Genomic DNA, 14,857 nt, shown 5'->3' with positions numbered 1-14,857 from the left:
ACCAGGGCCTCCCGCGCGCCCTACGCTCGCGAAGAGGCTACTATCTGCAACCTGCAATTTGTGACGAACAGCTCAGGTGCTTCGTGCGCGATGCGTTCATCAAGCCGGCGACACCGCCTTCGCACTCAGCAGGACAAGGTGCTTTGGTTCGTTAAGATCGACGTTACTCGCAGATAGCAGGGAAACGGCCATGACCCAGGTAGATTCGCTATATGGCATCATCATCGCCAAGGACGTGATGGTTCTGATGCGCGACGGCGTGCGCCTCGCGACGGACATCTACTATCCTGCGCGCGACGGCGAGCGCGTGCCCGGCGCGCATGCGACGATCCTGATCCGCACGTCGTACGACAAGTCGGCGGTGCGCTATGTCGAAACAGTCGCCAACTACTTCACGCCGCGCGGCTACGTGACCGTGCAGCAGGACCTGCGCGGGCGCTACAACTCCGAGGGCCGCGGCCAGTACCGCCATACCGCCAACCCGCACGAGGGCATGGACGGCTACGACACGATCGAGTGGATCGCCGCTCAGTCGTGGTCGAACGGCAAAATCGGCATGGTCGGCAGTTCGCATCCCGGCCTCGTGCAAACGCACGCCGCGCTGCACAGCCCGCCGCACCTGACCGCCATCTGGCCGGACGTCGCGCCGAACAACTCGTACCGCCACCAGGTGCGCTGCGGCGGCGCGATGCAGTTGCACATGTTCGGCGCGCTGTTCCTGCACGCGCAGGACTCGCAAGCGGCGGTGGAGGACCCGGCCCTGCGCCGCCGCATCTGGGCGGCGATGGCGCAGATGCGCGAGCTCGTTTACGCGACGCCGTTCAAGCCGGGGCACACGCCGCTGGCCGGCGTGCCCGAACTGGAAGAAACGCTCTTCAACTACTACACGCGCGGATCGTACGACGAGTTCTGGTCGGCCGAGTTCAACGACTTCACGCGCTACTACGACCGGCACGCCGACATTCCCGGCACGTACACCAGCGGCTGGTACGACCCGTACGTGGACGCGGCGACCTATGCCTTCGCGGCGCTGTCGCAGCAGAAGCGCGCGCCCCAGCGGCTCGTCATCGGGCCGTGGACGCACATGGGCATGCGCACCGACAACACATACATCGGCGACATGGACTTCGGCGCTGAGGGGCGCTGGGGCTTTGGCGCGTACAATGCCGCGCAACTGCGCTGGTACGACCACTGGCTGAAGGGCGACGACAACGGCGTCGAGAACGACCCGCCCGTGCGCATCTTCGTGATGGGCGGCGGCAGCGGACGCAAGACCGCGCAGGGGCACCTTGATCATGGCGGGCACTGGCGCACCGAGCGCGAGTGGCCATTGGCGCGCATGCACCCCACGACCTACTATCTGCACGGCGACGGTTCGCTGTCCACCCGCACGCCTAAAGCCGACGCCTCGCCGCGCCGCTTTACGTGCGACCCGACCGACCCGGTGCCGACAATCTGCGGTCCGGTGACCGGCTTCTTCGAGGAGATCAAGTTCGGGCAGGCGATGGACCCGTTCTGGGAGAAATACTTCCCGCCGTGGGCGCGCATGCGCCAGATCGTGCAGGACGGGCCGCTGCATCAGCAGGCCGCGCCCGGCATTGTTGGCTGCAAGCCGCCGTATCTGCCGCTCTCGATGCGCCCCGACGTGCTCGTTTACCAAACCGCGCCGCTGGCCGAGGCGGTCGAACTGACCGGATCAATCAAAGTGCACCTTTGGATCTCGTCGTCAGCGCCCGACACCGACTTCACGGCGAAGCTGATCGACGTCTACCCGCCGAGCGCGGACTACCCGGAAGGCTACGACCTGTACCTGTGCGATTCGATCATCCGCTGCCGTTTCCGTGAGTCGTTCGAGCGCGAGAAGCTGATGACGCCCGGCGAGATCGTCGAGGTCACGATCGAATTGCCGCCGACGAGCAACCTGTTCGTGCCAGCGCATCGCATCCGCATCGACATTGCGAGCAGCAACTTCCCGCGCTTCGACCTGAACCCGAACACGGGCGAGCCGCTCGGGCGGCACACCGGGTCGCAGCCGGCGCACAACGCGGTGTATAGCGACGCGGCGCACACGTCGGTTGTGGTGCTACCAGTCGTCAGCGGTCAGTAGCCAGTAGTCAGACGTGAACAGTGAACGGTCAACCGGTGCCAGCAGCAGGGCTGGCTGTAAGTCGGCCTACAAGAGCAATAGAGGTGAAGCATGCGCAAACTGATTGTGAACAATTTCGTCACGCTGGATGGCTACTACGAAGGGCCGGGCAAGCGCATCGACTCGCTGTTCGACTATTATCACCAGGCGTACGCGGGCGACCAGCACTTCGATGAATACAGCGCCGAGCGCCTGCGCGCGGCCGATTTCCTGCTGTTGAGTCACACGGCTTTTTTGAGCAACAAAGGTTTTTGGCCGGGTGTGGCAACTGATCCCAATGCCACTGCGGTCAGGCATGAGATTGCGGGACTCATGAACTCCATCGAGAAGCTGGTTATTTCGGATATCCTGACCACGGAAGAGTTAGCGCCCTGGGAAAATACGCGCATCATCAAACGGGCAGATGCTTACAATGAGATCGCCGCGCTAAAACAGCAGCCTGGCAAAGACATCCTGGTGCTCTTGAGTCGCCTGCTCTGGAATGATCTGCTGGCGCACGGTCTGGTCGACGAACTGCACCTAACGTTCTTTCCCGTGATCGCCGGCGCGGGCACGCCGATCTTCGATGGCCGCCCGCCCGTGTCGCTGAAATTGCTGCACACCCGCTCATGGCAGGGCTCGGGCAACATACTGGCCTGCTACGAGGTGGATTACAGGAAAGCGTAGACAGAGCGCATACAGCCACTCACTTATGCCGAAAGGAGGGCGCGGGAATGCAATTCGATTCGGCGGACGCCGTGAAACAGGCCGGCTTTGTCGGTTTCAAGACGACCAGAACCCTTCAGGCAATCGGTACCAGTGAAATTCCTGAAGTGGCGGGTGTGTATGTCATACTTCGGGATTCACTTCAGCCGCCTCGCCTGCTGCCCAAGAACAAGGGCGGTTGGTTCAAAGGAAAAGACCCTACGGTACCCACTGTGTTCTTGCGGGACAACTGGATTGACCAGACCGTGGTCCTCTACATCGGTCAGGCTGGCGGCGGAACTTCTGCCAACACGCTGCGAAAACGTGTGCGAAGTTACATGAAGTTTGGTGAAGGCGAAGCAGCGAGCCATTGGGGTGGACGCTTGATTTGGCAACTTGAAGACAGTAACCCGTTGCTTGTCAGTTGGAAACCAACTGGATCAGCCGACGCGCGGCAGGTTGAGCGCCGTCTACTGGAAGAGTTCAAGCTGATCTATGGGAAGTTGCCATTCGCAAACCGGCAGCAATGAATGGACCTGAGGGGGAAGCGATTTTGTTTTCGTACCTTTCGCGCCCTTTCGCGTCTTTCGTGTTCCAAATTCCATCACAGGAGCCATGCATGACTGTTGACACGCAGTTGTTCACCGATATCGACTACGAGCAGAACGGCAAGCAACTCGGCTGGATCGGCATCCCGCAGTCGCTGAACACGTCGGGCTGGGCGAACTACTACCTGCCGCTGGCCGTCATCAAGAACGGCTCTGGCCCCACGGTGGTGCTGTTCGGCGGCAACCACGGCGACGAGTACGAGGGGCAGGTCTCGCTGATGAACCTCGCGCGCCGCATCCAGCCGGAGCAGGTGCAGGGGCGCATCATCATGCTGCCGATGCTGAACCGCCCGGCCGCCGAGAACGGCACGCGCCTCTCGCCGCTCGATGGGCGCAACATGAACCGCGCCTTCCCCGGCCAGCGCAACGACACGATCACTGGCATGATCGCGCATTACGTCTCGCAGGTGCTGTTCCCGCTGGCCGAAATGGTGATCGACATCCATTCGGGCGGACGCTCGGCGCACTTCATGCCGTCGGTCAACATGCACCGCGTGCCGAACGCGAAGCAGATGCAGCAGATGCTCGACGCGGGCATGGTCTGGGGCGCGTCATACGTCTTCATCTACCGCGACGTCGGCGGCGAGGGACTCCTGCCCGGCTACGCCGAGTCGCTCGGCAAGGTGACGCTCGGCACGGAGATCGGCAGCGCGTCGCAGTTCAGCAAGGAGATGGTCCACATCGCGGAGCGCGGCGTGCAGAACGTACTGAAGTCGCGCGGCATCCTCGACGGCAAGGTCGAGGCGCCGGCCCGCCCGCCGCAGATCGTCGCCGCCGACGAGCGCGACGACTACGTCATGGCGCCGGTGAGCGGCATATACGAGCCGCGCGTCGAGATGGGCGAGCAGGTGAAGACAGGTGATCTGCTCGGCGTCGTGCATTCGTTCGAGCAGCCGTTCGCGGAGCCAACGCCAGTCAAGGCGCTTACCAGCGGCATGCTGATCTGCCGCCGCGCCTTCCCGCTGACGAAGCAGGGCGACAACGTCGCCACCATCGTGCGCCCGGCGTAACCGGCGCATGGTTTTGCATGGGCGGGGACTTGCGTCCGCCCGATCCGGGCGTCACGTAGGGGCCGACCGATGTGTCGGCCCTCTTAAGGGCGGACACGCCGGTCCGCCCCTACCAAATAATCGGAGATCGTATGCCCAAAATACTGGTGGCCGAGTGCCGGCAGGAAGTGTCGTCCTTCAACCCGGTCGCGAGCCACTATGGCGACTTTATCATTTTTCGCGGCGCCGACCTGTTGACCTATCATCGCCGCACCCGCGACGAGACGGGCGGTGCATGCAGCGTCTTCGACCCGCTGTCCGACATCGTCCTCGTGCCAACCCTCAGCGCGCGCGCCATCACGTCGGGCGGCACGCTGGCCGCAGCCGACTGGCAGCGCGTCGCCGCCGAGTTCCTCGACGCCCTGCGCGCCGCACCGCCGGTGGACGGCGTATATTTCTCTCTGCACGGCGCGATGTCGTCGGAGGGCGAGGACGACCCGGAGGGCTATCTGCTGCAGGAGGCGCGCAAGATTCTCGGCGAGCGCGTGCCGATCGTGGTCTCGCTCGACCTGCACGGCATCCTGACCGACCGCATGATGATGCACAGCGATGCCATCGTGGTCTATCACACCTACCCGCACGTCGATTTCTTCGAGACCGGCGCGCGCGCCGCGAAGCTGCTGCTGCGCATCATGGCCGGCGAGGTCAAGCCGGTCATGGCGAGCGTGGCGGTGCCGGCACTGGTGCGCGGCGACGAGATGATCACCGCCACTGGCTCAATCCGCCACGTCATTCAGGCGGCGCAGGCGATCGAGGCGAGCGCGGGCGGCCTGTCGGCCGGCATGTTCTGGGGCAACCCGTTCACCGATGTGCCTGACCTGCGCTCCAACAGCCTCGTCGTGACCGACGGCGACGCCGAGCGCGCCGGGCGCGAAGCGGCCAACCTGGCCGACATGTTCTGGGAATACCACGAACGCATGCGCGTGCCGCTGACCAGCCTGGCCGACGCGGCCCGCATCGCATGCGAGACGACGACCGGCACGACCGTGCTGGTCGATGCCGCCGACGCGCCGAGCTCGGGCGCCAGCGGCGACAGCAATGCGATGTTGCGCGCGCTGATCGATGCCGGATACAAAGGCCGCGCGCTGCTGCCGATCGTCGACCCGCCGGCGGTGGCGGCCGCCTTCAAGGCCGGCGTCGGCGCGACGATTGATGTCACGCTGGGCGGCGCGCTCGATCCGGCGCGCTACACGCCGCTGCCGATGAAGGCGCGCGTGCGCATGCTCTCCGACGGCGACCATTACGGCGAGACGACGCGCGCGCTGTTCCGCGCCGGCCACACCGCCGTGCTGGCGTGCGGCAACCACACGATCATCGCGACCACGCGCCCGGTCAGCCTGTACGACCGCTCGCTGTTCTACGCGCACGGGCAGGACCCGCAGCGCTTCGACTGCGTCGTCGTCAAGTCGCCGCACTGCGAGCACCATATGTTCAAGGCGTGGGCCGCGCGCTACGTCGACGTGGACGCGCCCGGCGCGACCAGCGCTAACCTGAAGAGCCTCGGGCACGTCAAGACGAAGCGCCCGGTCTTCCCGCTTGACGGGAACGTGGCCTACAAGCCGAAGGTCAAGATCTTTCAGCGCAAGGGGTAGCGCAACCGGTTGTCAGCACGCGCCGCCTGGACAGGTCAGAGACCTGTCCCTACGTCTTTGGCTGAGCGATGCATTGCGGCGCCGAATTGTTTTGCAATGCGCCCTCATCTCGGACAGACAGGAGCAACCAGCATCATGAGTGATTCGACGTACACCATCCGGAAAGACCTCGAACAGCGCATGCGCGATGGCACGATCCTGCGCGGCGACCTGTTCCTGCCGGACGGCGACGGCCCGTTCCCCGCGCTCGTCGAGCGGACGCCGTACAACAAAGAGAACTCCCCGGAGATGCAGGTCGGCGGGCCAAAGTTCTTCGCCGCGCACGGTTACGCCGTGCTGGTGCAGGATGTGCGCGGCCGCTTCAAGTCGGGCGGGAAGTTCATCCCGTTCCACGACGATGGCTGGGGGCCGAACCGCGACGGTTACGACACGATCGAGTGGATGGCGGCGCAGCCGTGGTGTAACGGCAGCGTCGGCATGATCGGCGGCTCCTACGCCGGCGCGACACAGTACCGCGCCGCCCCGACGCGCCCGCCGCACCTGCGCGCGCTGTACTCGCGCGAATCGTCCGCCAACTACCGCGACGAGTGGGTCTATCACGGCGGCGCGTTCGAGCTCGGCTTCATGCTCTCGTGGACGCTGGCGCGCACGAAGGATGGATTGGCCGCCGGCGCGCCCGACGAAGAGCGCGCCGCGCGCCGCGGGCAGGTGGAAGGCGCGCTGGCCGATATCGCACAGTGGTACGGCCATCTACCGCTGTACCCCAACCCGCTTGTCGCCGGGCTGGACGACTGGTACAACGACTACCTCGCCAATCCGGCGGATGGGCCGTTCTGGTGGCCGTGGAACATCGACCAGAAGTTCCAGGAGATCGAGACGCCGATCGTGCACCTCGGCGGCTGGTTCGACATCTTTCTCGCCGGCACGCTGAAGAACTACGTCGGCACGCGGCAGAAGGCGCGCACGCCCGCCGCGCGCGCCGCCCAGCGCCTGCTGGTGGGCCCGTGGATTCACGGGCCGTGGAACATGGCGACCGGGACGCAGGGCGAGATCGATTTCGGCGCGGATTCGACCCGCGATTACAACGCCATTCGCTTGCCGTGGTTCGACCACTGGTTGAAAGGCGCGCCGAACGGCGTGCCGGGCGAGCAACCGGTGCAGTTGTTCGTGATGGGCGAGAACCGTTGGCGCGGCTTCGACGAATATCCGGTGCCAGGCGCTCATGATGCGGCGTGGCACCTGCGCGACGGCGGGCAGTTGACGCCGGACGCGCCATCCGGCGCGGAGCACGCCGACGGATACGTTTACGACCCGCTCGACCCGGTGCCGACGCGCGGCGGCAACACGCTCGGCCTCCCCGGCGGCTCCTTTGACCAGCGGCCGATCGAGTCGCGCTGTCTGGTCTACACGAGCGAACCGCTGAGCGCGGACCTGACGATTATCGGCGACGTGAAGTGCATCCTGCACGGCATGTCGACTGCGCCGGACACCGACTGGGTCGTGCGGCTGACCGATGTGCACCCCGACGGCTGCTCGCGCCTGTTGTGCGACGGCATCCTGCGCGCCCGCTTCGCCCGCTCGGCGACGGAGCCGCAACTGCTGGAGCCGAACCAGGTGCACGAACTGACCGTCGACCTGTGGGCGACGGCCAACACGTTCAAGGCGGGCCATCGCATTCGCGTGGCGGTCACGTCCAGCAGCTTCCCGCGTTTCGACCGCAACCTGAACGACGGCGCGCTGAACAACGCCGCATCGGCGACACCGCAGACGGCATACAACACGGTCTTTCACGATGCCGCGCGCCCGTCGCGCATCATGCTGCCGGTGGTTTCGTGAATGATTATCCATAGGGGCGAAGCATTCGCGGCGATTGGCTTCCGGCAAAAACCGCAATGCTTGCGAATGCTTCGCCCCTACCTGCATCGGGGGAACCATGATCATCGACGTCCATACGCACCCGCCGCGCTCGCGTGAAGGCAAACCGGACACCGCTGAAGCGCCGCCCTGGCGCCCCGATAAGGCGGTCAGCCTGCCGAGCACGTGGGCGGAGTACGAGCAGCAAGAGCTGTCGGTTGTGGATTACGCGCTGGCGTTCAGCATCGCGACCTACCCCGCGACGCCGGACGACCTGAAGGGGCAGTACGACATCTTCGGCCCGGCGGTCGAGGTCAACAACGCGGTCGCGGAGTTCGCGCGCGAGCACGATGGCCGTGTGATCGGCTTCGGTTCCGTGCATCCCGACGACCCCAACGCGCTCAACGAGATCGAGCGCTGCCAGCGCGAACTGGGACTGCGCGGCCTCAAGCTCGGCCTGAACTACCAGCGCGGCAAACTGCTCGGCGCGAACGCGTTCGCCGTGTACCGCAAAGCCGAGCAGTTGGGCCTGCCGATCCTGTTCCACATGGGCACCTCGCCGGTGCAGTTCGCGCCGCTCGAAGAGGCGTACCCGCTGTACGTCGACCGCATCGCCATCGCCTTCCCGAAGCTGAAGATCGTCATGGCGCACATCGGCCACCCATGGCAGATCGACACGATCGTCGTGATCCGCAAGCACCCCAACGTCTACGCCGACATCTCGGCGCAATTCTTCCGCCCCTGGTCGATGTATAATGCATTGCGGCTGGCGACGGAATGGAGCGTGCTGCCCAAGCTGCTGTTCGGCAGCGACTACCCGATCGCCCTGCCGCAGGAGACGATTGACGGCACGCGCCGCGTCAACGAGATCCTCGAGGGGACGAAGCTGCCGCGCGTGCCGGAGGACGAGATCGAAAAGATCATCCACCGCGACGCGCTCGGCCTGCTCGGCCTCGACCGCTGACGCCCGGCCGCACTACACAGGAGCCAACGATGACCACCGAGCAACCCGAACGACCGAACAAAGGCTTTCACCCGCTTCTCGAGCAGGACATCCCGTACCTGTTCGTGGATACCTGCATGCAGTGGTGGCCCGATGCCGACACGCCCAACGCGCACCGGCACGGCGTCACCGCCTATGCCGCCACGGCGTGGGACCCCAACGTCACGGTCGACGTGGCGCTGGAAGGGCTGATGTATTTCCACCTGCTGGCGCGCCAGAACGCCAACGTGCTGATCGCCACCAGCGCCGCCGACATTCGCCGCGCCAAAGCCGAGGGCAAGGCGGCGATCATCCTCGCCGCGCAGGACGGCGACTTCATCGGCAACAAGCTGCACCGCGTCGAGGCGTTCTACCGGCTCGGCCTGCGCATGATGCTGCCGGCCTACAACGCGTCGAACCTGATCTGCGGCGGCGCGCTCGACCGCGCCGACAGCGGCCTGACGAAGTTCGGCGAGTTGGTGGTGGACGAGTGCAACCGCGTCGGGCTGCTGCTCGACGGCACGCATATCGGCCGCCGCTCCAGCCTGGAGATGATCGAGCGCAGCCACCTGCCGTGCGTGTTCAGCCACAGCAACCCGCGCGGCATCGTGGACAATGCGCGCAACATCGATGACGAGCAGATCAAGGCGTGCGCCGCCAAGGGCGGCGTGATCGGCGCGGTGTCGTGGGGCCCGCTGGTGATGAAGGCCGGCAGCCGTACGCGCCCGACGGTTGACGACTTCGTCGGGGCGATCGACTACATCGCGCAACTGCTCGGCAACAGCGACCACATCGGCATCGGCACCGACAGCAGCCTCGGCACCTACCCCGACCACAAACACGATCCATGGGGTGCGCCGGACTACTTCGGCGGCGTGTGGGACGAGTACCAGACCTACGTCACCTCGAACGTGCGCTCGCCGCTGCGCGCGGTGCGCGGCTTCAGCGCGTATCCGGAGATCGTGAACGTGATCGCGCGCCTGCAGAAGCGCGGCTACAGCGAGCGCGACGTGCGCGGCATCCTGGGCGAGAACTTTATGCGGGTGTTCGAGCAGGTGTGGAAGTAGCGACAGGGATCGGGGAGCAGGGATCAGGGATCGGGGCTCAGGGGCAGAGATCTCTCATGGCTCGCTTTGGTCGGGGCGATACGCACCCTGAGCCTGTCGAAGGGTGCAGTTCGGGCCTCCTGCCACACAATGCAAACCCCGCGAATGGAACATGCTCTTTCGCGGGTCTTGTGTGTTTTCGAGTTGTTCGTGTTCCGAACGCTTCTGCCTGTTCCCTGAGCCCCGATCCCTGTTCCCTGAAACCCGTCCCCTGCGCTACAATACTCCCATGACCAACTCCGCGCCTTCTGCGCTGCTCGACCTGCGGGTGCGGCCCGGTGCGCCCGACTTCCTCGACCTGCCGTGGCACGCGCCGCTGGCCGAATGGCCGGCGTACACCGCGCGGCTGGTGCAGGTCCAGCGCGGCATCTCGCGGCATGAGGTCGTCTTCGTGAACTACGACGATGCGATCTACGCCGTCAAGGAACTGCCGCCTGACATCGCCGAGCGCGAGTACCAGACGCTGCGCGCGATGGAGTCGGCGCGCCTGCCGGTCGTCAGCCCCGTCGGCCACGCCCACGTGCGCCACACCGAGGACGGCGAAGCGGCCAGCGTGCTGATCACGCGCTACCTCGATGGCTCGCTGCCGTACCGCCTGCTGTTCATGCGCCCCGGCCTGGCGCGTTACCGCAACCGCCTGCTCGGCACTATCGCCGGGCTGCTGGTGCGCCTGCACCTGGCCGGCTTCTATTGGGGCGACTGCTCGCTCTCCAACACGCTCTTCCGCCGCGACGCCGACGCGCTGCAAGCGTACGTCGTGGACGCCGAAACCTCCGAGATGCACGAGACGCTCTCCAAGGGCCAGCGTCAGACCGATTTGATGATCATGGAAGAGAACGTCAGCGGCGAACTGGGCGATCTCGCCGCGCTGATGGAGCGCGCCGAGGATCTCGACGTGTATGATACCGGCCGGCGGATCATCCAGCGCTACGAGCAGTTATGGAAGGAGATCACGCGCGAGGAAGTGATCGCGCCGACGGAACGCTACCGCATCCGCGAACGAGTGCGCGCGCTGAACAACCTCGGCTTCTGGGTGGACGAGATCGAACTGCTGCCGACCGCCGACGGCAGCCAGCTCAAGCTGCGCGCGATCGTCGCCGACCGCAACTACCATGCGCGCCAGTTGCACAGGCTGACCGCCATCCGCGCAACCGATGTGCAAGCCAAGCACATCCTCAACGACATCTATGAATACCGCGCATCGCTGCAGCGCGAGTTGAACCGCAGCGTGCCGCTGAGCAACGCCGCATACCGCTGGCTGGAGGAGGTCTACAGCCCGACGGTGCGCAAGCTGGCGCCGCTGATCGACAGTCATAGCGACGTGCCGGAACTGTACTGCGAGGTGCTGGAGCACAAATGGTTCATGTCGGAGCAGGCCCGGCACGACGTCGGCATGGAGCCGGCGATTGCGGACTACATTGAATGGGCGCGCCTTCACCGGCCTGCGGACAGCGAGCCGCCGGACGACGATGGCGGCGACGAACCACCGTTATAGGAGCGATATGACTCTCAACATCGGGATTATCGGGTGCGGCTATATGGGCGGCACCCACGCGAAGCTGCTGGCCGCCGACCCGCGCGTTAAGATCGTGGCGGTGGCCGACGCCGCGCGCGAGAAAGCGGATGCGCTGGCGCACAGCGCGCAGGCGCGCGCCTTCAGTTCGGCGCGCGAACTGCTTGGCGCGGGGGTGGACGCCGTCTATGTGACGACGCCAAACACCATGCACACCGAGGCGGTGCTGGCCGCGCTGGACGCGGGCCTGCACGTCTTCAGCGAAAAGCCGATGGCGACGACCCTGCCCGATGCGCGCCAGATCCGCGCGGCGGCGCAGAAGGCCAAGGGCATCTATCAGGTCGGGCACAACCGCCGCTTCGCGCCGGTCTACCAGTACTGCAAGCGCGCGCTGGCGCAGGGCTTCACGGTGACTTCGGCGCACATCAAAATGAATCGTGGCGAACTGCAGAACCCGCCGTGGGTCGGGGACAAAGCGGTGACGGGCGGCTTCCTGTATGAGACGACCGTGCACCTGCTCGACATGGCGCGCTGGCTGATCGGCGAGATCACGGAGATCGAGTGCCGCGGCGCGGCGCGCGTCTATGGCGAGATCGACAACTTCACGATGCTGCTCTCGTTCGCCGGCGGGCAATTTGCGACGTTCGCCTCGTGCGCGCACACGACCTGGGCGTTCCCGTTCGAGATGATCGAGCTCTACGGCGCGCACGCGCAGATCGTGACGCAGGAGATGGAGAAGGTGACGCATTCGGTGCGGCTGGCCGAAGACGTAATCACGCACGACTTCTACCAACTGCCGCTGCCGCAGAAATGGGGTTACCTCGAGGAGGATCGCCTGTTCGTGGATTCGATCCTGAACGGCACGCCGCCCGCCGTCAACGCGGACGACGGCTACCGCGCGATCGAACTGGTCGAGGCGGTGTACCGCAGCGCCGCGAACGACGGCGAGCGGGTACGCCTGCCATTGGCGTTATAATAACCGCATGAGCACTGTTGTTCCGTTGCCTGCCGCGCAGGCGCAAAAACGCTCGATCTGGGAAGACTTCCGTGAAGGGAGTGAATTCTTCATGCAAGAGGGCGCAATTTACGTCACGCTCCGGCAGTTGGCCTTGCGCCTGCGCGAGGAAGGTATCGAATATGCGCTGATTGGTGGGATGGCGCTGGTTGCCCATGGTGTGCGCCGTTTTACCGAGGATGTCGACGTGCTGCTCACCCGCGAGGCGCTGGCGGCCTTCAACGAACGGCTCGTCGGGCGCGGCTATCGTCCCGCGTTTCCAGGCGCTACCAGGGCATTTCGTGATACCGCGACGGGCGTCAAGATCGAAATTGTGACGACTGGCGAGTATCCGGGCGACGGCAAGCCCAAACCGGTTGTGTTCCCGCGACCATCGGATGCCAGCCTGGAGCGCGATGGCATCCGGTTGATCGAGCTGGAGAAGCTGATTGAGCTGAAACTGGCTTCGGGGCTCTCCGCACCGCACCGCGCACTGCGCGACCTGGGCGACGTGCAGCGTCTGATCGAGGCGCTGCAGCTACCTGCGGATTTCGACGAGCGGCTGGACGCCAGCGTCCGCGCGGAATATCGCCGTTTATGGGATTTGGCGCAGGCGGCTGCGCGGGATATGTAGTTGAACGCGGCGAGCGTGATTTCAGGCAAAACGAAACGGGGTCGGTTCATCATCGGCCCCTGCATCGCATAACGCGTTCCATTAATCATCCCACGACTCGCCAGTAGTGTGGGCCAACGCCTGGCGTATTGTTCTGTCATCGAGCCGAAAGCCCGCGCGGCGCAGTTCCCGCAAAAGTGCGGCAGCGGATGTGATGAATCCGCGCTGTTTGGCCAGAATGATCACCGCGAGTGTGCCTTTGACCGGCACCGACAGGCTGCGCGCACAGCGCCGCGCTTGAGCATCATCAATGATCGCCGTCCATCGCTGGTCTTGCAGAGCTAGCGCCAGCACAGCGGTTTCGCCCGCGCCCAGGTCCCACGCTATCAGTTCAGGCTCCAGTGGCGGGGACTCCACGATTTCAAGCTCGCCGGCTGCCAGCGCCAGTCGCGCCGGGTCGTCGGTTGCGCCTGCCTCGATCTCCCGTGCCACAGCGCGCGGAATGATGGCCTTCCGGGCAAGTTGGCCTAATAGGCGCGTCTGCCCGATTCGTGCGAGCGCAATCAAGGGCGACGAATTGACAACCCAGTCCTCACTCAATGCGGACTTCCTCGATGATATCATCGGCATCGTACTGGAACGGCGTTACGCTGAAACGCCCCAACGCATCGATGAAACCGGCGCGAGGCAATCCCGCGATCTCGGCGGCTTTCGCCTGGGATACCAAGCGCATTTCGTACCATTTCACGGCCGCGGCCAACCGCATTTCGGCCACAAAATGGTCTGGGTCTTGCCGTAGCGCCGAGAACACATCACGGGGCAACGTAACTGTTACATTGACCAGATCCATTGATCACCCTCCATGCGCCGTCACCTGCATGGTCGCAGTATTCAAAACGGGGCCGGTTCATCACCGGCCCCGCGTGTTTTATCTCGTTACGCGCCGCGCTCGATCGTCAGCGGTTCGGGCGGCGCCAGCTTCGTGCTGGTCGTCGGCGTCGAGATCGCCAGTTCGCTCGGCACGTGGCCGCAGTACGGGCACAGGTTCCACTTCAGATGCAGCAGCTTCTTGCAGTTCTGGCACTCTTTCTTCAGGCGGGTGTGGCAGTGCGGGCAGACCTGGTAGTCCGGCATGATGACGTGGTGGCACGACGGGCACGCCTGCTTCTCCTCGATGTCCTGCAGCAGCGCTTCTTCGGCCAGTTCGCGCTCGTACGCATCGGCCAGCGTCTCTTTCGGCCGCAGGATGTAATACAGGAACAGCCCCGGCAGGTTGAAGATCGCCACCATGAGCGTCGCCAGCAGTTGCGCGAAGATGTCGCGCGAACGCGAGCGAATATCGCGGAAGGTCCAGATGATCAGCGCCGCCGTAAACGCGACGATATACGCGCCAATCAGCGCGATCATAATCTGCAACAACAGCCCGAAATTGACTTGCATCCCCATTCATCCTTGATCCGGTATTATCTAGGATTATACCATGCGGGCAAATCGATGCACGAATCATCGATTGACCGCAGCAATTCTCAATTTGGCTTTGGACGCGTACTGTCCAATGCCGGCTTGCCATGAACTTGGCCCTCTGGTGCTTGTCACGCACGCTGGCTCGACAAGTAAGCGGCGTTGCCCTCCCCCCGACCCCCTCCCAACTTTGTTGGGAGGGGGCGACTTTCTAAGGGGAGGTGCGCGGCGGCGCAGCCGCCGCGCACCTCCCCG

General features: G+C 64.8%; 14 protein-coding genes. 11 read left to right on the top strand and 3 right to left on the bottom strand.

The genetic code is table 11. The features are described from left to right. Positions 1–190 precede the first annotated feature (190 nt). The 11 genes from HZB53_09565 (at position 191) to HZB53_09515 (ending at position 13,162) form a co-directional block, all read left to right on the top strand. Complete coding sequence (locus tag HZB53_09565) at positions 191–2,107, top strand: CocE/NonD family hydrolase (GenBank protein MBI5877887.1); 1,917 nt, start codon at positions 191–193, stop codon at positions 2,105–2,107. Between the two features lie 90 nt (positions 2,108–2,197). Continuing rightward, positions 2,198–2,812 (top strand): dihydrofolate reductase family protein, encoded by a 615-nt coding sequence (locus HZB53_09560; protein ID MBI5877886.1) that lies wholly within the window; start codon positions 2,198–2,200, stop codon positions 2,810–2,812. Positions 2,813–2,859: 47 nt separating this feature from the next. After that, positions 2,860–3,360 carry a hypothetical protein gene (locus HZB53_09555; GenBank protein MBI5877885.1) on the top strand — a complete coding sequence of 167 codons (501 nt, stop codon included), beginning with the start codon at positions 2,860–2,862 and terminating at the stop codon, positions 3,358–3,360. A gap of 89 nt (positions 3,361–3,449) precedes the next feature. Continuing rightward, positions 3,450–4,448, top strand: coding sequence for a succinylglutamate desuccinylase/aspartoacylase family protein (locus HZB53_09550; protein ID MBI5877884.1), 999 nt, complete (start codon positions 3,450–3,452; stop codon positions 4,446–4,448). A gap of 131 nt (positions 4,449–4,579) precedes the next feature. Beyond that, on the top strand, positions 4,580–6,079 hold the full coding sequence (locus tag HZB53_09545) for a M81 family metallopeptidase (protein MBI5877883.1): 1,500 nt from the start codon (positions 4,580–4,582) through the stop codon (positions 6,077–6,079). 135 nt (positions 6,080–6,214) lie between these two features. Then, a complete protein-coding gene (locus HZB53_09540; protein ID MBI5877882.1) occupies positions 6,215–7,915 on the top strand; it encodes a CocE/NonD family hydrolase in 1,701 nt (566 codons plus the stop codon). 97 nt (positions 7,916–8,012) lie between these two features. Then, complete coding sequence (locus tag HZB53_09535) at positions 8,013–8,897, top strand: amidohydrolase (GenBank protein ID MBI5877881.1); 885 nt, start codon at positions 8,013–8,015, stop codon at positions 8,895–8,897. A 29-nt stretch (positions 8,898–8,926) separates the two neighbouring features. Continuing rightward, the gene (locus HZB53_09530; protein ID MBI5877880.1) at positions 8,927–9,982 is read left to right on the top strand and encodes a membrane dipeptidase; all 1,056 of its coding nucleotides are present in this window, start codon (positions 8,927–8,929) and stop codon (positions 9,980–9,982) included. A gap of 268 nt (positions 9,983–10,250) precedes the next feature. Next, entirely contained in the window at positions 10,251–11,516 is a 1,266-nt protein-coding gene (locus HZB53_09525; GenBank protein MBI5877879.1) for a DUF4032 domain-containing protein, read from the top strand. Between the two features lie 7 nt (positions 11,517–11,523). Beyond that, positions 11,524–12,510 (top strand): Gfo/Idh/MocA family oxidoreductase, encoded by a 987-nt coding sequence (locus HZB53_09520; GenBank protein MBI5877878.1) that lies wholly within the window; start codon positions 11,524–11,526, stop codon positions 12,508–12,510. A 7-nt stretch (positions 12,511–12,517) separates the two neighbouring features. After that, positions 12,518–13,162, top strand: coding sequence for a nucleotidyl transferase AbiEii/AbiGii toxin family protein (locus HZB53_09515; protein MBI5877877.1), 645 nt, complete (start codon positions 12,518–12,520; stop codon positions 13,160–13,162). 81 nt (positions 13,163–13,243) lie between these two features. Here the strand turns inward: HZB53_09515 and HZB53_09510 are convergent, their stop codons facing one another. The 3 genes from HZB53_09510 to HZB53_09500 form a co-directional block, all read right to left on the bottom strand. Then, positions 13,244–13,741 (bottom strand): DUF3368 domain-containing protein, encoded by a 498-nt coding sequence (locus tag HZB53_09510; protein ID MBI5877876.1) that lies wholly within the window; start codon positions 13,739–13,741, stop codon positions 13,244–13,246. Continuing rightward, positions 13,734–13,991: a UPF0175 family protein gene (locus HZB53_09505; GenBank protein ID MBI5877875.1), complete on the bottom strand. Its 258-nt coding sequence runs from the start codon at positions 13,989–13,991 to the stop codon at positions 13,734–13,736. The genes HZB53_09510 and HZB53_09505 overlap by 8 nt, the downstream gene beginning before the upstream one ends. A gap of 86 nt (positions 13,992–14,077) precedes the next feature. After that, positions 14,078–14,581, bottom strand: a complete 504-nt coding sequence (locus tag HZB53_09500) for a zinc ribbon domain-containing protein (protein ID MBI5877874.1) — start codon at positions 14,579–14,581, stop codon at positions 14,078–14,080. Positions 14,582–14,857: the final 276 nt, after the last annotated feature.

The organism is Chloroflexota bacterium (genome assembly GCA_016235055.1).
Lineage (GTDB): Bacteria > Chloroflexota > Anaerolineae > JACRMK01 > JACRMK01 > JACRMK01.
This window is presented reverse-complemented; position numbering and strand designations above follow the sequence as displayed.

Bases quoted from the DNA above. Each gene is read 5' to 3' on its own strand.
- HZB53_09560 (MBI5877886.1), top strand. From the start codon at position 2,198: ATGCGCAAACTGATTGTGAACAATTTCGTCACGCTGGATGGCTACTAC.
- HZB53_09515 (MBI5877877.1), top strand. From the start codon at position 12,518: ATGAGCACTGTTGTTCCGTTGCCTGCCGCGCAGGCGCAAAAACGCTCG.
- HZB53_09500 (MBI5877874.1), bottom strand. From the start codon at position 14,581: ATGCAAGTCAATTTCGGGCTGTTGTTGCAGATTATGATCGCGCTGATT.
- HZB53_09535 (MBI5877881.1), top strand. From the start codon at position 8,013: ATGATCATCGACGTCCATACGCACCCGCCGCGCTCGCGTGAAGGCAAA.
- HZB53_09565 (MBI5877887.1), top strand. From the start codon at position 191: ATGACCCAGGTAGATTCGCTATATGGCATCATCATCGCCAAGGACGTG.
- HZB53_09555 (MBI5877885.1), top strand. From the start codon at position 2,860: ATGCAATTCGATTCGGCGGACGCCGTGAAACAGGCCGGCTTTGTCGGT.
- HZB53_09550 (MBI5877884.1), top strand. From the start codon at position 3,450: ATGACTGTTGACACGCAGTTGTTCACCGATATCGACTACGAGCAGAAC.
- HZB53_09520 (MBI5877878.1), top strand. From the start codon at position 11,524: ATGACTCTCAACATCGGGATTATCGGGTGCGGCTATATGGGCGGCACC.
- HZB53_09525 (MBI5877879.1), top strand. From the start codon at position 10,251: ATGACCAACTCCGCGCCTTCTGCGCTGCTCGACCTGCGGGTGCGGCCC.
- HZB53_09505 (MBI5877875.1), bottom strand. From the start codon at position 13,991: ATGGATCTGGTCAATGTAACAGTTACGTTGCCCCGTGATGTGTTCTCG.
- HZB53_09540 (MBI5877882.1), top strand. From the start codon at position 6,215: ATGAGTGATTCGACGTACACCATCCGGAAAGACCTCGAACAGCGCATG.
- HZB53_09545 (MBI5877883.1), top strand. From the start codon at position 4,580: ATGCCCAAAATACTGGTGGCCGAGTGCCGGCAGGAAGTGTCGTCCTTC.
- HZB53_09530 (MBI5877880.1), top strand. From the start codon at position 8,927: ATGACCACCGAGCAACCCGAACGACCGAACAAAGGCTTTCACCCGCTT.